15 protein-coding genes are annotated in these 21,044 nt (G+C 58.5%); 5 read left to right on the plus strand and 10 right to left on the minus strand.

Going from position 1 to position 21,044, the window contains the following annotated elements:
- Positions 1–106: 106 nt before the first annotated feature.
- From gltB to V7650_RS13020, 3 genes are read left to right on the plus strand one after another with little or no spacing between them, the layout of a single operon-like run.
- Positions 107–4,759 carry a glutamate synthase large subunit gene (gltB, locus tag V7650_RS13010; protein ID WP_335656667.1) on the plus strand — a complete coding sequence of 1,551 codons (4,653 nt, stop codon included), beginning with the start codon at positions 107–109 and terminating at the stop codon, positions 4,757–4,759.
- 21 nt (positions 4,760–4,780) lie between these two features.
- Positions 4,781–6,217 (plus strand): glutamate synthase subunit beta, encoded by a 1,437-nt coding sequence (locus V7650_RS13015; RefSeq protein WP_335656668.1) that lies wholly within the window; start codon positions 4,781–4,783, stop codon positions 6,215–6,217.
- Between the two features lie 44 nt (positions 6,218–6,261).
- Positions 6,262–7,170: a glutathione S-transferase family protein gene (locus tag V7650_RS13020; RefSeq protein WP_335656669.1), complete on the plus strand. Its 909-nt coding sequence runs from the start codon at positions 6,262–6,264 to the stop codon at positions 7,168–7,170.
- A 375-nt stretch (positions 7,171–7,545) separates the two neighbouring features.
- On the opposite strand, the gene V7650_RS13025 is transcribed toward V7650_RS13020, so the two are convergent.
- On the minus strand, positions 7,546–8,784 hold the full coding sequence (locus V7650_RS13025; protein ID WP_335656670.1) for a dicarboxylate/amino acid:cation symporter: 1,239 nt from the start codon (positions 8,782–8,784) through the stop codon (positions 7,546–7,548).
- A 296-nt stretch (positions 8,785–9,080) separates the two neighbouring features.
- Between V7650_RS13025 and V7650_RS13030 the strand changes: the two genes are divergently transcribed.
- Positions 9,081–9,962 (plus strand): LysR family transcriptional regulator, encoded by an 882-nt coding sequence (locus V7650_RS13030; protein WP_335656671.1) that lies wholly within the window; start codon positions 9,081–9,083, stop codon positions 9,960–9,962.
- A gap of 55 nt (positions 9,963–10,017) precedes the next feature.
- Here V7650_RS13030 and V7650_RS13035 read toward each other — a convergent pair whose 3' ends face one another.
- The 9 genes from V7650_RS13035 to V7650_RS13075 all read right to left on the minus strand — a co-directional run bounded on the left by V7650_RS13035 (position 10,018) and on the right by V7650_RS13075 (position 20,214).
- A complete protein-coding gene (locus V7650_RS13035) occupies positions 10,018–12,852 on the minus strand; it encodes a TonB-dependent receptor domain-containing protein (protein WP_335656672.1) in 2,835 nt (944 codons plus the stop codon).
- Positions 12,853–12,963: 111 nt separating this feature from the next.
- Positions 12,964–14,562: an N-acyl-D-amino-acid deacylase family protein gene (locus V7650_RS13040; protein WP_335656673.1), complete on the minus strand. Its 1,599-nt coding sequence runs from the start codon at positions 14,560–14,562 to the stop codon at positions 12,964–12,966.
- 97 nt (positions 14,563–14,659) lie between these two features.
- Positions 14,660–15,643, minus strand: coding sequence for an N-acetyl-D-Glu racemase DgcA (gene dgcA / locus V7650_RS13045; protein ID WP_335656674.1), 984 nt, complete (start codon positions 15,641–15,643; stop codon positions 14,660–14,662).
- Positions 15,601–16,638, minus strand: coding sequence for an N-acetyltransferase DgcN (gene dgcN / locus V7650_RS13050; protein ID WP_335656675.1), 1,038 nt, complete (start codon positions 16,636–16,638; stop codon positions 15,601–15,603). The genes dgcA and dgcN overlap by 43 nt, the downstream gene beginning before the upstream one ends.
- A gap of 855 nt (positions 16,639–17,493) precedes the next feature.
- Positions 17,494–17,928, minus strand: a complete 435-nt coding sequence (locus tag V7650_RS13055; RefSeq protein ID WP_335656676.1) for a DUF983 domain-containing protein — start codon at positions 17,926–17,928, stop codon at positions 17,494–17,496.
- A 77-nt stretch (positions 17,929–18,005) separates the two neighbouring features.
- Positions 18,006–18,335 carry a hypothetical protein gene (locus V7650_RS13060; protein WP_335656677.1) on the minus strand — a complete coding sequence of 110 codons (330 nt, stop codon included), beginning with the start codon at positions 18,333–18,335 and terminating at the stop codon, positions 18,006–18,008.
- Positions 18,328–18,531 (minus strand): hypothetical protein, encoded by a 204-nt coding sequence (locus V7650_RS13065; protein ID WP_335656678.1) that lies wholly within the window; start codon positions 18,529–18,531, stop codon positions 18,328–18,330. The genes V7650_RS13060 and V7650_RS13065 overlap by 8 nt, the downstream gene beginning before the upstream one ends.
- A 62-nt stretch (positions 18,532–18,593) precedes the next feature.
- Entirely contained in the window at positions 18,594–19,214 is a 621-nt protein-coding gene (locus V7650_RS13070; RefSeq protein ID WP_335656679.1) for an outer membrane protein, read from the minus strand.
- A 103-nt stretch (positions 19,215–19,317) separates the two neighbouring features.
- Positions 19,318–20,214 carry a LysR family transcriptional regulator gene (locus tag V7650_RS13075; RefSeq protein ID WP_335656680.1) on the minus strand — a complete coding sequence of 299 codons (897 nt, stop codon included), beginning with the start codon at positions 20,212–20,214 and terminating at the stop codon, positions 19,318–19,320.
- Positions 20,215–20,392: 178 nt separating this feature from the next.
- Here V7650_RS13075 and V7650_RS13080 point away from each other — a divergent pair, with 178 nt between their 5' ends.
- Positions 20,393–21,013, plus strand: coding sequence for a glutathione S-transferase family protein (locus V7650_RS13080; RefSeq protein WP_335656681.1), 621 nt, complete (start codon positions 20,393–20,395; stop codon positions 21,011–21,013).
- Positions 21,014–21,044: the final 31 nt, after the last annotated feature.

The following is a 21,044-nucleotide window of genomic DNA, read 5'->3' on the forward strand; positions in this document are numbered from 1 at the left end:
GCAACGTTTCTTTGCCGGTATGAATAATTCTTATCTTCAAAATACGCAAAAATCCCTCTAGGAGCATTTTAATTACAAAAATCCTATCGCAAATTAAGGACGGAATATGAGTTTCCCGCCACGGCAAGGCCTGTACGATTCACGCAACGAACATGACGCATGCGGCGTCGGCTTTGTTGCCAATATCGAGGGCGAGAAATCGCATCTGACGGTCAAGCGCGGGCTCGAAATCCTGCTCAATATCGACCATCGCGGTGCGGTCGGTGCCGACCCGCTGCTGGGTGACGGCGCCGGCATATTGTTGCAGATTCCCGACGCTTTGCTGCGCGACTGGGCGGATTCCCAGCAGCTGACCCTGCCCCCCGCGGGCGACTATGCAGTGGCGATGTGCTTCCTGCCGGCGGACCCGGCGGAGGCGGAATTTGCCACCGCCCATTTCGAGCGCTTCATCGCCAAGGAAGGCCAGGACATGATCGGCTGGCGCGACGTGCCGGTCGACACCACAGGCATCGGCAAGGCGGTGCTCGCGCAGATGCCGCTGATTCGCCAGGCGATCATCGGCAAGGGCGAAAATCTCGCCGACCAGGATGCGTTCGAACGCAAGATCCTCGCGATCCGCAAGCAGGTCCACAATCCGCTCGACGGCATTGCCGAAAAGAAGAACATGCCCGGCCTGACCGAATTCTACATGCCGTCCTTCTCGACGCGCACGATTGTCTACAAGGGCCTGCTGCTCGCCGACCAGGTCGGCTCCTTCTACAGGGACCTCAGCAACCCGCTCACCACCTCCGCCGTGGCGCTGGTTCACCAGCGCTTCTCGACCAACACCTTCCCGTCCTGGAAGCTGGCGCACCCGTACCGGTTCATCGCCCATAACGGCGAGATCAACACCGTGCGCGGCAACGTCAACTGGATGAATGCCCGTCGGCGGACGATGGAATCCGACCTGCTCGGTGCCGATCTCGACAAGATGTGGCCGCTGATCCCGCACGGCCAGTCGGACACCGCCTGCCTCGACAACGCGCTCGAGCTGCTGATCGCGGGCGGCTATTCCCTGCCCCATGCGGTGATGATGCTGATCCCCGAGGCCTGGGCCGGCGATCCGCTGATGGATGCCGACCGCCGAGCCTTTTACGAATATCATGCGGCGCTGATGGAGCCGTGGGACGGCCCTGCCGCGGTTGCATTCACCGATGGCCGCCAGGTCGGCGCGACGCTCGATCGCAACGGCCTGCGTCCGGCGCGCTTCTGCGTGACCGACGATGGCCATGTGATCATGGCATCGGAATCCGGCGTGCTGCCCGTCAAGGAAGACAATATTGTCCGCAAATGGCGGCTGCAGCCCGGCAAGATGCTGCTGATCGACATGGAGCAGGGCCGGATCATCGAGGACGAGGAGATCAAGGCCGATCTCGCCAAGGCGAAGCCCTATGCGAAATGGCTGGAATCGACCCAGTATAATCTCAAGGATCTGGATCTCGCGGATCTCGACGATGTCCCCGCGCCAAATGACAACGACGGGGAAAGCCCGGCGTCACTGCTCGACCGACAGCAGGCGTTCGGCTTTACCCAGGAGGATGTCGACAAGTTTCTCGAGCCGATGGCCACCGATGGCCAGGATCCGATCGGATCGATGGGCACCGACACGCCGATCGCCGTCCTGTCCGGTCGGCCGCGGCTGCTCTACGACTATTTCAAGCAGAATTTCGCCCAGGTCACCAATCCGCCGATCGATCCGATCCGCGAGGAACTGGTGATGTCGCTGGTTTCGATGATCGGGCCGCGGCCAAATCTGCTTGGCCATGACGCCGGCACGCACAAGCGGCTGGAGGTGGATCAGCCGGTCCTGACCAACGCCGACCTGCTCAAGATCCGCTCGGTCGAGGAGGCGCTGGACGGCGCGTTCCGCACCGAGACCATCGACATTACCTGGACCGCCGAATCGGGCGCCGAAGGCCTGAAAATGGCGCTGAAGGAAATGTGCTGGGCTGCGACCGAGGCGGTGCTGGCCGATCGCAACATCCTGATCCTCTCCGACCGCGCCAAGGGGCCGGACCGGATCGCCATGCCGTCGCTGCTGGCGACGGCGGCCGTCCATCATCATCTCGTCCGGCAGGGCCTGCGCATGCAGACCGGGCTGGTCGTGGAGACCGGCGAAGCGCGCGAAGTGCATCATTTCTGCGTGCTGGCCGGTTATGGGGCGGAAGCGGTCAATCCCTATCTGGCGTTCGAAACGCTGGAGGAAATCCGCGTGCGCCGCGAGCTGCCGCTGACGACGCAGCAGGTCGAGCAAAATTATATCAAGGCGATCGGCAAGGGCATATTGAAGGTCATGTCGAAAATGGGCATCTCGACCTACCAGAGCTATTGCGGCGCGCAGATTTTTGACGCGGTCGGGCTTTCCACGGACTTCATCGAGCAATTTTTCACCGGCACCGCGACGATGATCGAGGGCGCGGGCCTGGACGAGATTGCCAAGGAAACCGTCGACCGGCACAGCGAGGCCTATGGCAACAACCCGATCTACCGCAACATGCTCGATGCCGGCGGCATCTATGGCTACCGGCTGCGCGGCGAGGAACATGCCTGGACGCCGGCCAATGTCGCCAACCTGCAGCATGCGGTGCGCGGCAATGATCCGAAAAATTACGCGGAGTTCGCCGAATCGATCAACGCGCAGAGCGAACGGCTGCTGACCATCCGGGGACTGATGGAGCTGACCAAGGCGCACGAGCCGCTGGATATCAGCGAGGTCGAACCGGCGAGCGAGATCGTGAAACGCTTTGCCACCGGCGCGATGAGCTTTGGTTCGATCAGCCGGGAAGCACACACCACGCTGGCGATCGCGATGAACCGGATCGGCGGCAAGTCCAACACCGGCGAAGGCGGCGAGGAACCGGACCGCTTCGTGCCGATGGCCAACGGCGATTCCATGCGCTCCGCGATCAAGCAGGTGGCCAGCGGCCGCTTTGGCGTGACCGCCGAATATCTGGTCAATGCCGACGATATCCAGATCAAGATGGCACAGGGCGCCAAGCCAGGTGAAGGCGGCCAGCTGCCCGGCAGCAAGGTCGACAAGAATATCGGCAAGGTGCGTCACTCGACCCCCGGCGTCGGGCTGATTTCGCCGCCACCGCATCATGACATCTATTCGATCGAGGATCTGGCGCAGCTGATCCACGATCTGAAGAACGTGAACACCAGCGCGCGGATTTCGGTGAAGCTGGTGTCGGAAGTCGGCGTCGGCACGGTTGCGGCCGGCGTCTCCAAGGCGCGCGCCGACCATCTGACCATTTCCGGCTATGATGGCGGCACCGGGGCTTCCCCCCTCACCTCGCTGACCCATGCCGGGTCGCCGTGGGAGATCGGGCTGGCCGAGACGCAGCAGACCTTGCTGCTCAACGGGCTGCGGTCGAGAATATCGGTGCAGGTCGACGGCGGGCTGCGCACGGGCCGCGACGTCGCGATTGGCGCGCTGCTCGGGGCGGACGAATTCGGCTTTGCGACGGCGCCACTGATCGCCGCCGGCTGCATCATGATGCGCAAATGCCATCTCAACACCTGCCCGGTAGGGGTCGCGACGCAAAATCCGGAGCTGCGCAAGAAATTTACCGGGCAGCCGGAATATGTGATCAACTATTTCTTCTTCGTCGCCGAGGAGCTGCGCCAGATCATGGCCGAGATGGGCTTCCGCACGGTCGAGGAGATGGTCGGCAGGGTCGATCGGATCAACATGAACAAGGCGCTGCGCCACTGGAAGGCGGAAGGGATCGACCTGTCCCGGCTGCTGCACAATGTGGTGCTGCCGGAAGGCGAGACCCTGTTCCAGACGATGAACCAGGATCACGGTCTGGATGCGGCGCTCGACAAGGACCTGATCGCGGCGGCAGCGCCGGCGCTGGACCATGGCCAGACGGTCAAGATCGAGCGCAAGGTGAAGAATGTCAACCGCACCGTCGGCGCAATGCTGTCCGGCGAGGTTGCCAAGAAATACGGCCATGAAGGCCTGCCGGCGAACACCATCCAGCTGGCCTTTGAAGGCGTTGCCGGGCAGAGCTTCGGCGCCTTTCTGGCGCATGGCATTTCGGCCGAGCTGGTCGGCGATGCCAATGACTATGTCGGCAAGGGCCTGTCGGGCGGCCGGGTTGTGGTCAAGCAGCCGGCCCATGTCGACCGCAATCCGACCGAGAATATCATCGTCGGCAACACCGTGCTTTACGGTGCGGTCGCCGGCGAAGCCTATTTCAACGGCGTCGCGGGCGAGCGCTTTGCCGTGCGCAACAGCGGCGCGGTCGCGGTGGTCGAGGGCACCGGCGATCATGGCTGCGAATATATGACCGGCGGCGTGGTCGTTGTGCTCGGCAAGACCGGACGCAATTTCGCCGCCGGCATGTCGGGCGGGGTCGCCTATGTCTATGACGAGGATGGCCTGTTCCGGCAGCGCTGCAACATGGCGATGGTCGACGTCGGGACGATCGAGCGGGACGCGGCTGAAGGCGAAGACAGCGTGCCGCCACAGCAGCTGCCGGTGAACGTGCATGACTATGGCATGGGCGACATGCTCTATCATGACGCGGCCCGGCTGCGGATCCTGCTGGAGCGGCACAAGCTGCACACGGGCAGCAAGCGGGCGAGCGAAATTCTCGACAATTGGGACGAGGCGCTGGGCCGTTTCGTCAAGGTGATGCCGCGCGACTATGCCGCGGCGCTGAAACAGCTCGAAGCCGAGCGTCTCGACACGATTGTCGCGGCAGAATGAACGAAATAATTGGAGCAGACCGTGGGTAAAGTAACAGGCTTTCTCGAGATTGACCGCAAAGAAGCGACCTATGCCGATCCGCAGGAGCGGCTGAAGCACTATCGCGAGTTCACCATCCCGTTGCCGGAACAGGACCTCAAGGCCCAGGCAGCGCGCTGCATGGATTGCGGCATTCCCTATTGCCACAACGGCTGCCCGGTGAACAATATCATCCCGGACTGGAACAACCTGGTCTATGAAGGGGACTGGAAGAATGCGCTCGAGACGCTGCACTCGACCAACAATTTTCCCGAGTTCACCGGTCGCATCTGCCCCGCCCCGTGCGAGGCCGCCTGCACGCTGAACATCGACGACGCCCCGGTCAACATCAAGTCGATCGAACGCGCGATCGTCGATCGCGGCTGGGACGAAGGCTGGATCGCGCCGCAGCCAGCGCAGGAGAAAACCGGAAAATCGGTAGCGGTGGTCGGATCCGGCCCCGCGGGCATGGCCTGCGCGCAGCAGCTGGCGCGGGCCGGCCACAATGTCACCCTGTTCGAGAAAAACGACCGGGTCGGCGGCCTGCTCCGCTACGGCATCCCCGATTTCAAGATGGAAAAACATCTGATCAACCGCCGCCAGGTTCAGATGGAGGCGGAAGGTGTCGAATTCCGCACCAGCACCGAGGTCGGAGTCAGCGTGTCGATGGAATCGCTGCAGGCCAATTATGATGCCGTGGTCATGTCGGGCGGCGCGGAAAAGCCGCGGACGCTGGATATCCCGGGCTATGAAATGTCGGGCGTGCGGCTGGCGATGGAATTCCTGACCCAGCAGAACAAGCGCAACGCCGGCGACGACGAGATGCGCGCTGCCCCCCGCGGGACGATCAGCGCCACCGGCAAGCATGTCATCGTCATCGGCGGCGGCGACACCGGATCGGACTGCGTCGGCACCTCCAACCGCCAGGGCGCCGCATCGGTCACCCAGATCGAGATCATGCCCAAGCCGCCGGAGAAGGAAGACAAGACCTTCTCCTGGCCAGACTGGCCCCTGAAATTGCGCACCTCGTCGAGTCATCAGGAAGGCTGCGAGCGCGACTGGGCGATCCTGACCAAGCGCGTCGTCGGCACCAACGGCAATGTCGAAGGGCTGGAATGCGTGCGGATCGAATGGGCGGATGGCCAGATGCAGGAAATTGCCGGCAGCGAATTCACCCTGAAAGCCGACCTGATCCTGCTGGCAATGGGCTTTGTCGGCCCGCGCCGGATGGGGCTGGTCGACCAGTCGGAGGTCGAGCTTGACGCGCGCGGCAATGTCGCGGCCAATGTCGTCGACTATAGCACCAGCAAGCCGGGCGTCTTTGCCTGCGGCGACATGCGCCGCGGCCAGAGCCTGGTCGTCTGGGCGATCCGCGAAGGCCGGCAATGCGCCCGCGCGGTGGACCTGCAGCTGATGGGGCGGAGCCTGCTGCCGCGATAGGCCGTTTTGCGTAGCGACGGGCGGTGACGCCGGAAAGGTTGAAGATGCCTGACATCCTTTTTCATCAATATGAGAGTTCCCCGTTTTCGGAGAAGATTCGCGTCTGCCTGGGCATCAAACAGCTGGCCTGGGCTGCGGTCGATCAACCGGTCATCATGCCCAAGCCTGAACTCGTGGCGCTGACCGGCGGATATCGCCGCATTCCGGTGATGCAGATCGGGGCCGACATCTATTGCGACAGCCAGCTCATCGTGCGGGAACTTGAACGCCGCTTCCCCGAGCCGACCCTGTTTCCACAGGGCGATCGCGGCCTGGCCTACGCCAATGCCATGTGGTCGGATCGCGCGCTGTTCCAGGCCGCGGTCGCGATCATTTTCGGAGGGCTTGGCGACCAAGTTCCTGCGGATTTTATAAGCGACCGCGAGGCCCTTTCCGGGCGTCCGTTCGATCCCGCAGCCATGCAGGCTGCCGTTCCCCACATGAAGGCGCAGATGCGGGCGCATATCGCGATGCTCTCCGATCAGCTGGCCGACGGGCGCAACTTCCTTACCGGTGACCGGGCCGGGCTGGTGGATGCAAATGGCTATTACAACTTGTGGTTCATAGGCTCCGCCTTTCCACCCGCGGCAAGCCTGTTCGACAGCGTGCCGCACGTGCCCGACTGGCTGGAGAGGGTCAAGGCGATCGGTCATGGCGATCGGTCAACCGTCAGCCGGGAGGAGGCCCTCGAGATTGCGCGGACCGCAAGGCCGGAGGCTGGCACCGTGGCGCCACAGGACGCCGCATTCGAAGGGAAACCAGTAACGGTTGCCGCGGACGATTATGGACGAGACCCGGTCGCAGGCGTGCTCGTCGGATCCTCCGAACATCATGTCTCGATCAGCCGCGACGATGCCCGGGCGGGCCAGGTCGTGGTCCACTTCCCCCGCATCGGTTTTTCCGTCCAATATTGACGCGACTGCGGTCGTGGCTTCCGGGCGATTTCAGCAGATTGAGAGACTGGCGGCCGCTAGCGGGACGGACAGCACCGGAACGCAAAAAAGCCCCACCCCCACCGAAAATGACGGCCGCTCGTGGATCGGAAGCGAGAACTCTGCTTTTATCGGGGTGACCAGTGACATTAGATATTTGAAATTATCAAACGATCCCTGCCGCAGACACTGAACTTGCGGTTGGCCCTGCTGACTTCCCCAATCCGCGCCAAGACCGTGAAGTCACTGAGAGACCGATGCCCGTCCTTGTATGGTTGTTTAGAAGTGACGAGGTGAAGTCGGGCCGCCACTGCTGAGTGATGTAGGTGAAACTCATGATCGAACCACAAAAACCGTCTATATGTCATCAGCCGATCGATATTCTTCCACATCAATCTCTCCGGCCATACGTCCGACGGCGACGGCCACGGTAGCGTCGCCGGTAACGTTCGTCATTGTCCGCATCATATCCAGCAGATGATTGATCCCTGCAACGAAAGCAATTGTCTCTAGCGGCACGCCTATGGACGAAAGAACAAGGCTCATCATCACCAGCCCTGATCCCGGTACACCTGCCGCGCCGATCGCGCCAAGAGTGGATGTGAGCGCGATCAATACATAGGAAATCCAACTGAGCTCGATGCCGTAAGCTTGCGCTCCGAACAGCGCGATCACGCCCAGGTACATTGCGGTCCCATTCATGTTGATGGTAGCCCCCAAGGCCACGGTAAAACTGGCTATGGAGTTTGACACCCCAAGGTTCCGTTCTACGCATCGCAGCGTAACCGGTAACGCCGCATTGGATGAAGCGGTGGAAAAGGCTATTGCCTGAGCATCAATAATGCCCCGATAGAAATCAACCACGGGAAGCCGCGCAATGAAACGGATGATTAGCGGATAAACGATTACGAGAATGATGCCGCAGCCGAGATAATTTAGCATCACCAGCTTGCCGAGTGGCAGTAGCGCTTCAAAGCCAAATGTGCCGGCAACCCAGGCGATCAGCGCAAAGACACCGAACGGCGTCAGTTCCATCACGATCATCGTCATTTTCTGCATGACCGCAGAACCGGCATCCATCGCCCTTGCGAGAGGAGCGCCCTCGCTGCCGGCCGCAAGGATGGAAATACCAAACAGCACCGCAAAGACAATGACCGGAAGGATACTGCCTTGCGCCATTGCCATGACCGGATTGTCGGGCACGAGATTGACGATCATATCGATGACCGACTGATCAGGCGGAACGGGAATTTCGCTGCCCTCAGGCAAGCTGATGATCAAGCCTGCACCGGGCTGGACCAGCTGCGCAAGGGTCATACCGAGCGTCACGGAGATGGCGGCGGTGCAAAGGAACAGTCCGATCGCTTTTCCGCCCACCGACCCGAGCTTGCCGATGTCGCCGATCGCGGCGATACCCGATACAAGCGAGAAAAAAATCAGAGGAACGACCAGCATCCTGATTGACCGGATAAAAAGATCCCCGATCCACTTGATCGACTGGGCATTATCGCCCAGCAAAACACCTGCGAAAACACCCAGAACCAAAGCCAAAACGACGCGCTTCCACAGAGCGGTGGTGAACCAATATTTTATCATATCGAACTTTGGTCTCCGTAAAGTTGGCCCAGCGTAGCAGTAGTCAAATTTGAGACCAGAGCCTTTTCCATGGCCCGCTATAACCAAAAGCTATATTGAAACGAGAAGAATTGATATCGGCGGAGTTTGGCAGAAAAGCCGGTGCGCAGATAGCCGTATACACATCCACAGGCATCGCCTAGCAATAGGTGAGGATAACCGAATTATGAGACCAATCATGGCCACCAGCCGTTGCCAATCCCTTCCCATTCGCTTCAGGACTTTTTCATCTCCCCTTCACCGTCATAGGTAAAAACATGCGTCTGCGTCATATCGAGATATTTCACGCCGTTTATCTGCACGGCACCGTCAGCGCCGCTGCCCGCGCGCTCAATGTGTCCCAGCCAGCTGTCACAAAAACGCTCAAGCATGCTGAGCAGCTGTTGGGATTTCCTTTGTTCGACAGACAAGCCGGTCGGTTGGTTCCCACCGATGACGCCCACACGCTTTTTATCGAAGTGGCTGATGTCCAGCAACGAGTCTCATCTCTCCGCCAGGTAACCCGAAATCTTCGCAATGGCAGCGGATCTCTCCGCGTTTCTGTTCTGCCCTCGCTGGCACTCGACATTCTGCCGCGGGCAGTCAGCCTGTTTTCGAAAAAATACCCCGATGTTTATTTCGATCTCCAGACATTGCATCATGAGGAAATCGCCCGTTCGCTATACGAACGGGAGGCTGATATCGTCATCGCCTATCAGGCCCCGCCAGGATTGCCGGTCATTTCCAGCTGGCTCGGCGAAGGCGAACTCGGTCTATTGTATCGGCGACAAGATCTACCCGATTTGCCAGAGAGAGTTTTCCTGCAGGACGTCTGCAACGAGAGGTTCATCAGCCTCGCGGAAAGCGGCCCGATCGGTGATTTACTCCGGCGCGAATTGGGCAGAAGCGGTATTGAGCTCAACGAAATTCTGTCTGCCCGCACATTTTATATCGGCTCCGCACTCGTTCGAAAAGGCATCGGGGTGGCGGTTCTTGACAACTTCACCGCTCAGGCGACAGTGGATGACGATCTGGTATTCAGTCCGTTGCAACCAACGCTGGCTTTCGACGTCTTTGCCATAACATTGGAGAGCAGACCGTTTTCGCACGTGGCGCAGGAGTTTCTCAGCATATTCCGCACCTGCATCGATGAGGCATGAATTTGCAGGAGTGGCAAAAAGCCACCCCTGCAATTTAGTGCATTCATTCTAAAGACTAGAAATTGATTTTCGCGCCAACCCGAAATGTCCGCCCAAGCAGGTCGTAGAGCGACTGGTTGGTTGCCGGCGTCGCATAGGCGCTTCCCGCCGGACCCGAACCCACTACCGGAGGGTCCTTGTCCAGAAGGTTTGAGACCGAGACAAACAAGGTGAGGTCAGTCGATCCGTAACTGAAATCGTGATAGGCCGAAGCATCAAGATAAAAGGCGCCATCGATATGATTGGTGTTTATGGTTCGTGCAGTTGAAGTCGATATCGGGCAGGCCGAGGTGCACTCCACAAAACTATTATCATAAGTACCTGAGCTAATGCCGCGCCCAATTAGGTTCAGACGCAGAGGCCCGTTGGCATAAGAAGCAGTCAATCTGTACAGAAACTCCGGATTGCCACCGCTGCTATTTTCTCCCACGATATCGATGGCTGGATCTAACCCATTGTCGATTGTGTTTTCCAGATAAAGTGTCGCGATTCCCCGCAAGGTGAGCGAACCGGAGCCGATCGCGGTACGATAGGAAGTCTCAAAATCGAGACCCCGCGCGCGCTGAGACGCAAAGTTGAACGGACTCTCAAAAATCTGCAGGTTGGTTCCGAATTCGTTCGGTCCACGGACGATCGCACTGCAATATTCAGTTACACCATCGAAGCATCGATCGATGATCGTTTGAGCATCAAGCGAGTCGATGGCATCCTTGATCTTGATGTCGTAATAATCGACCGACACAGAAAAGCCCGGTACAAAAGACGGCTGGAAAATAACGCCTACGCCCCATTGATCCGCCTTTTCGGGATCCAGATTGGGATTGCCCGTGGCGGTTCCGGCAAACGGTGCCGACTGATTGTTGTTAAAGGGGTCGAGGACAGTATTCGATCGTGTGGAACCGGCCGTGTACAGTTCAGCCAAATTGGGTGCCCGGATATCACGCGAGCGGGTGGCGCGGAATCGAAGGCCGTCAAACGGTTCAAAGCTGGCGCCGACCTTCCAAGTGGTCACAAAACCCGAGGTAGAATAATCAGTGGCGCGGATAGCTCCGTTCAAGTCAAGACTGTCGAGAACCGGTACCAAAAGTTCCAGATATCCTTCGGTTACCGAATAGTCGCCAAAGCTCGGCAGGTAGTTGCCGGTAAACCAACCGGACTGATACTGGTCTTCGACATAGCCGGAGACCTCTTCGGTACGGTGCTCCCCACCGATTGCGACCGCCACGGCACCCGCGGGCAATTGCACGGTGTCGAAGGACAGATTGGCCGCATAAACATTCTGCTCAAACCGCTGCAGACGATAGAGATCGCCCAGAATCCAGTCGACCGCGTCCGGGTCGGCAACATTTGTTCCGAAGCGGTTGAGCGGAATACAGCCGTTAGTTGGAGCAGTCAGCGACGAGCGACAGACAATCGTGCCTGCAGCAACACCCAAACTGTTGCCCGCCGGCGCGAACACAGCATCGGTTGCCTGGGTCAGGCGCGTATTGTTCGCGATACCCAGTGCCGACTCCCGTGTTTTCGCGATGCCCTTCTGGATGTAGGCATCCCAGCGAGCAACATTGCCGAACAGGTCAAACTCTCCATCTGCACCGACGACATAGCGCTGAACGCCACGCTTGGTCTCGTTCGTTCGAATGCCAAGGTCTGCATTTGTCGTGCCGAACCGGAACGAGGTCTGGTTGGCGGCGACAAGCTGATTGCGGATGCTGTCGGGCAGAAAAGCATTGTCCGCCTGGATCGTGACATTGCCCTGATTGCGATGGATGCCCAACTGTCCTCGGTTGACGGATCGAGAGTAACTGGCCTGAGCAAAGACGTTGAGCCAGGGTGCGACCTCAAAACTGATCCGGCCAAAAATATTTTTACGGTTCTCTGCCGGATCGAGGGATTGAGTATCATTCACTTGAGTCAGGCGCCAGTCACCGCCTATGAACCACGGATCATTCACGACCCCGAAATCCAGTTGCCCGATCGCCCCGCCTTGACCGAAATAGGTGCCGCGCAGCGGGCCAGTGGTGATAAGACCGCCCGGCGTCGCCAGACTGAGGCCAGCCTTGTCGATGATCAGTCGTTCCGGCGCACCATTTCCTGGTACATAGTCGGGATTATTGATCTGGTACCAACCCTGATTGTTCCAGTCTCTCGGGACACCGTCCAAGCCATCGCGTACCGCCAGTTCGCCGTTCAGGAGAATGTGCCCCCGTCCATCGGCAAACGGTGTACCAAAGGTGACATCAAACTTGCGATTTGCGGCGTCGCCATATGTCGAAATACCCATGTCGGCACTGGCCTTCAAACCTGTATAATCTTCATTGAGAATGAAGTTGACCACCCCGGAGACCGCATCCGAGCCATAGGCGGCAGACGCACCGCCCGTAACCACTTCAACTGCGGAAATGAGCGCCTGCGGGAATGTATTGACATCGACCTGCCCACCCAGTGCCGATCCGACCGACCGTTGCCCGTTCAGAAGCACAAGCGTCCGGCTTGTTCCCAGGCCGCGAAGGTTGATCGTGTTGAGACCGGAGGTGCCCGAACTCATGTTGAGATTGGAGTTGGCCGGAGTGGAACTGCCAACGACCGAAGGAATCTGGTTGACGAAGTCCGCCACATTCGCTGGCGCGCTTGCATCGATATCCTGGATACTCAACACCGTCAGCGGTGTGGGCGCGCTATAGCCATCGCGCTGGATCCGGGTTCCGGTCACCACGATTGGCGAAACCGCCGCTTCTGGCGCTTCCTTCATGTCTTCTGACATGTCGTCCTGCTGGACCTGTGCCATGGCGTTGGATGTAAATAGCAGACTTGCTGCCAGCGCGATATGCGACGTGACCAGTTTTCCCGACATTGTTAAGCTCCCTGTTGTGGCTTGGACGTTAGCTTCACCCACCCATTATTGGGCTAAGTGCGTACGATTCATGTATTATCTATCTGCGTTGGTTGCCGGTGCGAGATATACCTAGCAGCCATCTATGCTCGGTTTTCGCGGCAATGGCCGACCAGCGGCCGTGCCGGTGGGAACCCCCTTGTCGATTGCCAGGACTCCGTTGACCAACACCGTTTGCACACCGGTCGAGAAAAGCGTCGGCTCGATGAACGTTGCTCGCGGCGCGTATGCTTCTGGATCAAAGACGACCACGTCGGCAAATGCGCCTTTTGACAATGTTCCCCGGCCTTCGAGCGAAAATAATTTTGCCGGCACCGAAGTGCTCTGATCGACGAACTGCCTGAGGTTGATGACCTTAAGGTCCTTCACATAGGTGTCATACTTTCGGGCGTAGCTGGCGTAATAACGAGGATGTCCCATAGAGGCGTCCGAACTGGTCATGACCCATGGCCGGTTCATGAACGCAGCGATGTCGGCCTCATCTTGATTGAACGAGGCCACCCTAACGTCAAACCGGCGCAACACATCGATTGCCGCCTGCACGGGGTCAACGCCCGTTTCTGTCGCGATCTCCGCCAGGGTCTTGCCCTTGACGTCATCCGTACCGCTGGTAATTAGCAGCGAATCCGGACCACCGCGCCGCCGCAGGTTATCCGCCATCTCCGTTTTGATCCTGGCCATCTGCTCGGGGTCGTCAAATCGTTCGAGAGTAGATTGACGGCCGCCATCCTGAGCCCATCGTGGCAGCAGCGACGCGTCGAGCCCGGTGCCCGAAGCCGACCAGGGATATTGATCGGCATGCACGACCTGCCCTGCCGCCCGGGCCTTCTCAACCGCTGCAATAATCGTGGATGCCTTGCCATGCACATCGACGCCCAGGGCCTTGATGTGTGCAATATGCACGGGAATTCCGGCTTGCTGTCCGATTTCCAGCGCCTCGGATACCGCCCCTTCCAGGCCTATTGTGTAACTGGATTCGTCCCGGATGTGGCTGTCATAAATGCCCCCGTGCTTTGCCGCGACCTTGGCCAGTGTGACAACCTCACCTTCCTTGGCATAGCTCTGCGGCGCGTAGAACAAGCCGGTCGAAAGCCCGAGCGCTCCCTGACACATGGCGCTGTCGACCAATGTCACCATCTCGGTCATTTCCGCCTCCGTCGGCGCACGATCTTCGCTGCCGATCACTTCGTTCCGCAATGCGCCAAGACCGATGTAGCTCGCGAAATTGATCCCGTAGTCAAGGCCGGAACCTTCAGCGAAAACCGCTGACATGTCAGTTGCACCTCCCCCATCAACGCCGATGAACGCGGTGGTCACGCCTTGGGTTAGAAAGGGCATCACCAATCTCGCCGCGGGCAGCTCGGAACTTAGCGCATCGCCAACATGGGTGTGCGTGTCGATGAAACCCGGCGTAACAATCTTGCCTTTGGCCGCAATCGTCTGCAACGCCGTGCCAGAATATTTCGGCCCGACAAAGACAATCCGGTCGCCTGAAATGCCGATGTCTCCGACAAAGGGTTCCGCGCCGCCGGGATAAATCGTGCCGCCGGATATAAGAAAATCAACAGCGGCGTCAGCCTCTGCCGCCTGCGCCGCCGGGCTGCTCAAAAACAACCCTATCGCGAACGAACTGGCGATGAGACGTGCAGTTTCTGGAATCTTATTTTTCATAATGGCCCCGAATGGTTGTTTAATTACATGGAGTTTGAACGATGCCTATGTTTAAGCCAATGATTTTTGTGCAGCGCAGTATAACCCACGTATATACCTAGCCCCAGAAGCCGGGCTTTGGCGGAGCCATGGTCCCGCAAGTTTCCACCATGCCATTGTCCCGGTCTTCGCTCAGCAGCGTCGGTCCATCGAGATCGACAAAGGCACAACGCTGCGCGATGATCAGGGCGGGTGCTATGGATAGTGAACTGGAAACCATGCATCCCATCATCAACCCCAGTCCCTCGCGCTCAGCCGCCTCAAGCATTTCAAGTGCGGTCGATAGGCCACCAGTCTTGTCGAGCTTGATATTCACATAATCGTAGCGACGCGCCAGCTGGGCAAGATTGTCGGTGACATGGCCAGATTCGTCAGCGGCGAGTGGAATAAGCGACTTGAACCCCTCCAGGTCCGCATCGTTTTCGGCCGGCAACGGCTGTTCGAGCAGATCAACGCGAAGATCGACGAGCTGCTGCTGCCATGATCCGAGCTGTTCTATTGACCAGCTTTCGTTTGGATCGACGATCATCCGGGGATTGGGCGCAACTTTCCGCACAGCGCGCAAGGCAGCGATAGGGTCGGAAGCATCGACCTTCACTTTCAGCAAAGGCACGTCGCGCAATTGCCGCGCAGCCGCCGCCATATTCTCGGGTGTGTCGAGACTGACCGTGATGGCCGTATCGACCGGCCTGAGTTTTTCCCAGCCGATCCGGTCGACCACCGATACGCCCGTCTGCTTCGCTTCCAGATCCCAGAGCGCACAATCAATGGCGTTCCGCGCAGCGCCCGGTGACATGATCTCGATCAGCCGCTGTCGATCGGCACCCGCTTCGATATCCGCGCGAGCAGCTTCGATCTGAGCCAGCACGCTCTCGATCGTTTCATTATAACGGGCATATGGCACGCTTTCACCTCGCCCGACATTCTCGCCGTCGCGCACTTCCACGAAGGTCGTGTCGGCGACCGTCTTGGTCCCGCGCGAAATCCGAAAAGGCCGTTTCAGGCGGAAAGGGACGTGGGTGGCCGAGAGATGGCGAAGCATTGCTCAATCCTGTCTATTATGAGGTCAGCGCCTTGTGCATAGGGGTCAACGCAAGGCAGTCCGGTTGTTTCTGCAATTTGGTCACACATAGCGCGAGCGTCCTTTTCCGCCAGCATCGAGGTGTTGACTGCCACACCCACCGCTACCACGTCCGGGCTGGTAAGCCGCGCCTGCTCCAGATTGGCAGCGATGGTCCGCTCAAGGGAAGGCATGGGACAGTGGGGAAGCCCGCGCATATGCTGCCGCGTTGGTTCGTGGCAGATAACGATCGCGCTCGGCTGGGCGCCGTGCAGGAGCCCCGTGGATACGCCGGCGAAAGAGGGGTGAAAAAGCGACCCCTGCCCTTCGATCAGATCCCACCCCCCGTCGGTTCTTGCTGGCGCGAGCTGCTCTATCGCGCCGGAAATAAAATCGGCGATAACCGCGTCGACCGGCACGCCGGATCCGGCGATCATTATGCCGGTCTGCCCGGTGGCCCGGAAGTCTGCAAGGGAGCCGCGCGCCTGCATTGCTTGTTCGATACAAAGCGTCGCCACCATCTTCCCCACCGAGCAATCGGTGCCGACGGTAAGGAGACGCCGCCCCTCGCGCGGCAATCCGTTTCCGACCTTCAAATTCGCGGCGGGATCGCGCACGTCGATCATCGTGCGTCCCTTCTGCGCGGCCAGTTCGGCAAGTTTGGGAATATCGCGCAATCGGTTGTGTAGTCCGGACGCAATGTCCAGCCCAGCGTTCAGCGCGGCTTCTGCATCTGCTATAAGTTCGTCCGTAAGCAGGCCGCCTGCACTTGCGACTCCCAGGATGAGCGTCTTGGCCCCGGCTTGCACTGCTTGTACGAAGCCCATTTGCGGTAAACCAAGGGTGAGAGTACTGCCCTCATGAACGAATTCGCCGACGCAATCGTCAGCGCGAAACATCGCGATCCCGCGGGAAGTCTTGATCGACAAAGGATCCGAAGTGGATCCGAGATATAGTAAATAAGGAGTTTGTATCATAGCGCCGACCGTTGTTAGAGTTCGACCCTTGGTAGGCGATTGAGCTCAAGCGGTAATATCATATGCAGTATGAAACATATAACCCCACCTTATAGGCGGGGAGAATGGATGCGCTGACCACACATAGCATTGCCTAACGCATCTGCTCCGATGCTGGCATATCGCTCATCTTGCGCGGCCTTGCCCGTAAGCTGAAATTTGTAACCGCCCACACAAAAACGGTTGAAGAGCTCGATCTCTACTGGCAGGCGCTCGCGGATTCCAGCGTAACGCTCGCAATCTATATGGAATAGCATCAGTGCCGACCATTTCTCGTCAACTTATCGACACCGGCTTGCCCACAGCACACCCGTGCTTCTGATGAAAAAGGCCCGCCTGCCTGAAGAACGGCATTTCAGCACATGCCTTACTCTGTTAGCGCTTTCAGCGAAATCAGCCCTGAGAGCAGGCCCCGCCCTGATGCTGATTGGCGAAGCCGTAAGGTAGTGGCGAGCGATTGAAGATCTTCATATGCAGCGTCACTACCGAAACGAGCATCGTTCTGTCATTTACGGTTTTGCGGTGATCAAATTTGACCTTGAAACGTCCACAGTTGGCCCGAACGACCATACCCCCCCAATGAACCGGCTGCTTTTTCTGCCTGAAATCCCCATAAGCCCGCAATCGCAAATCGGCTCAATTGCAGTCGGTCCGAAACGCGCCCCAATCTAAGTCGCAGGGATCGGGTATGGCGTAGCTCGAAAGCGGTCGTAGGTGGCGCGGCGATTGCGTCCGCTTTCCGCGGCGGCCTAAAGGCTGCGCTAGGGCTGTTCATGGGCGGCAAGCAGAAGTGGATCATCGAGAGTCTGGAGATCGTCAAGAGTCTGGCGTGTCGCGTTTTGCCTCATCCTCTCTTGCATGCATTTCCCACCAGAGCTTTTCCGTTCCAGCTTCGATCGCCTGGTTGAAGTATTGGGAGGCGATCAGCCATCCCTTGATCGGACGTAGTGGGAGTAGACAGCCAATTCCCATCAGCGGGATCGCGATCGCAAACACAAGAGGCACCGGCAACTCGAGAGCGACCTGCAGCCAGACCACGAAGAACAATAGCGGGAATGCAACAAAGCACAGAGAGAAGAATGCCGGGCCGTCATCCGGAGCCGCAAAACGATAATCCAAGTCACAGCATTTGCACCTGTCCTGAATCTTCAGCCAGGTGCGGAACATGCGCCCTTGGCGACAACGCGGACAATGGCCTTTCCACCCCGCCATGAATATTTCCCTGATTTTGCTGTTCTCGTGATCCGTCATCGGCGATCTCCATTTTTCAAAACCAACGATCGCTGAACAGGACGATCAGACAATCGACAATAAGGGGCTTGGCCGTGCTAACGTTTCTGTGCCAGCCCCCAAAATTCCGAAACAAAGCCGGTAAAGAAATCCAGCTCTTCGGCTGTCAAACCTACGGCCAGCGCCCTTGCCCTAGCTGAATATAGGGCGGCGGCATCACCATTCTTGAGCGCACAGCCGAAGGCTAGGACTGCCATGGCTCGGACATCGAAACTGCGTTCGCCCAATGCGGCGTCTATGTCGACACCGGAGAGTCCTGCATCGCGTGCCTCCTCCTCGGCCCTGAAAAGGGTATCCTCACAGCCGCAATCGTTAAGCAAGGCCAGTTTGAGCTGGCTTAATATCCGTTCGTATCCAGGATCAGCCATTGCAGGGGTGTTCAGAGCGTAGGCGCAGAAGGTCAGGCTGGTAGCGCTTAACCACCGCAACCAATGCCACTGCAGTCAGGTTCAAAAGAGCCGCGGTCAGGGGACCGCTGCCGAAGGCTGCATTCACGATCGACTGCAGCTTGAACAAGGAGAACCCCAGATCGGGTTCGACAAATTTCGAATAAGTCCATCTCATGATGAATTCCATGCCCGCATTGGTGCCGCTGTATTTTCAGGACAGCGGCACCACCAAGCGGGTCAAAAGTTGTAACTGATACCGACCAGGGCCTGACGCTGGTCATACTGACCGCCATCGTTGCCGAAGTCGGTGTAGCGATATTCGAGACGCGCACTGATTTTGTCGGTCAGCATGCGTTCGACGCCTCCGCCCACAAGCCAGCCGTCCAGATTGTCGGATGTACGCGACGTCGCATCATCAGAAACCGTTGTCGTGCGAACCCGGACATTGGCATAACCGCCCCGCACATAGGCGAGAGTCTTGTCATCCACGAGATACCCTGCACGCGCCGTCAGATCGAAGCTGTAGCGAGGATCTATTGTGACCGAATCGCCAGACGTCTGGGCGCGGACTTCATCATCAAATGCGCCGCTGAATCCAGCCTCTGCACCGATCACGAAGCGGTCACTGGCCTTGTGATTATATCCGGCATAGCCGCCGAGCACGACGGCATCGCGCGACACTTCGGCATCAACTGGCTGAGCATCGATGGTGCGATCAGCCACTTCAGCCCTGGTCCAGCCTGCCTGAACACCAATATAGGGGCCGTCAAAATTATTGGCCTGCGCCGGCGCTGCGATTAAGCCTGCAATGCCTGCGAGGGCCGTTAAGATTATTTTCGATTTCATTTCTAACTCCATATCTTGCCCCTGAAGCGGGGTCGGATATGCAGATAGGGTCGTCCGACTTTCGCGATAATCGATCTTCAGCGAAAGATATTATTCCAATAAATGAAACACTGAATCAATTGATGAAGCGGTTTGCCCGCAGTCGTTCAGCAGCAAAATCGACGAATGTCCTTACCTTAGCAGATGCATTCCTGCCTTCCGGATGGACGATATGAACGGGCAAGGGTTCTTCCTCATATTCCTCGAGAACCGTCTGAAGCTCTCCCGATACCAGATCCGGCCCGACCTGATAGGATAGAACCCTGGTGAGTCCCCAACCGGATCGCGCCGCCTCGATTGCCGCAGGATTGGAATTGCAGAACAGACCCGACGAGACCCGGACAGTCTCCTTTTCTTCTCGACCAAATCTCCAGTCCAGCGAGGTCCAGGCGCTGGTTGCCGCAATTATGCGGTGCGTCGCCAGATTGGCAGGTCGTGCCGGGACACCCTCCCGATCGAAATATTCCGGAGCGCCGCAGACAACACGCCGGACGGATCCTACCTTGATCGCGCTATAGCTGGAGTCGGGAAGATGGCCGATCCGGATGGCGACATCCAGACCTTCGTCAATCAGGTTGGTCACTCGATCCAGAAACACCAGACGGCCTGTCACCTCGGGATAGATGTCGAGAAACTCGGTAACGATCGGCAGAATATATAATTGTCCGAACATCACCGAAGCCGTGATGGTTAAACTTCCGGTCGGCTTTGCAAAGGATCCGGATGCGGCGGCCTCCGCCTCTTCAACCGCGGCGAGGATCTGCCGGCAGTCTTCGACATAACGCGCGCCAATCTCGGTCAGTTTAACCGATCGCGTAGTGCGCGTGAGCAGACGGGCGCCGACTATGTCCTCCAGTCCCGCGACGGCGCGGCTTACCGCAGGCGGACTCATGTTGAGCTGGCGGGCCGTCTCCGCGAAACTTCCGCTATCGGCGATGCGCACCAGCACGCGCATGGCTTGGATCCGGTCCATTTTCTTCCTCCGGCAGCAATGGAAGAGCGCAGATTAGCGGGACAGCAGAGAGAAACAAGTCATATTGTTTCAATTTGCGAAATACTGAATTCAAAATAATCCCGGTTCTTACGGGAACTGGATTGCTCCACATAGAACCTGCTGAACATATCGGCCCCATATAATCAGGAGTGATCCCATGAAACTTTACCACTTCCCACTTTCCGGTCATGCCCATCGGGCGCGGCTATTCCTCTCACTGATCGATGCGGAGGTTGAAGTCATCGATGTCGATCTGGGCGCAGGCGAGCATAAGCAGCCCGACTATCTGAAAATGAACCGTTTTGGCCAGGTTCCGGTTCTGGTCGACGGTGATAAGGTCATCGCCGATTCCAACGCAATACTGGTCTATGCCGCAAAGAAATTTGGCCGCACAGACTGGTTGCCGGAGACGCCGGCAGAAGCAGCAGCGGTTCAGCGCTGGCTGTCGGTTGCCGCAGGGCAGGTTGCTTTCGGACCGGCCGCAGCGCGATTGATCACAGTGTTCGGCGCCGCCTTCAGCCCGGATGAAGTGATTGGCCGCGCGCACGATGTCCTGACTGTTATCGAAGCAGAACTGGCAGGCCGCGACTGGATCGCTGGTGGGCCAAAACCATCGGTCGCAGACGTTGCGCTCTACAGTTATATCGCGCGGGCGCCGGAAGGGAATGTCGATCTCTCTGGCTATCTCGAAGTGAACGCCTGGCTTTCCCGCATCGAAGCGCTGCCCGGATTCGTCGCCTTCCCCCAGACCCCGATCGGGCTCGCCGCAGCGGCCTGACACCATTCGCGAGGCAGCGGTGCGCATTGTT

The sequence above is a fragment of the Parasphingorhabdus sp. genome (assembly GCF_036964565.1).
Lineage (GTDB): Bacteria > Pseudomonadota > Alphaproteobacteria > Sphingomonadales > Sphingomonadaceae > Parasphingorhabdus.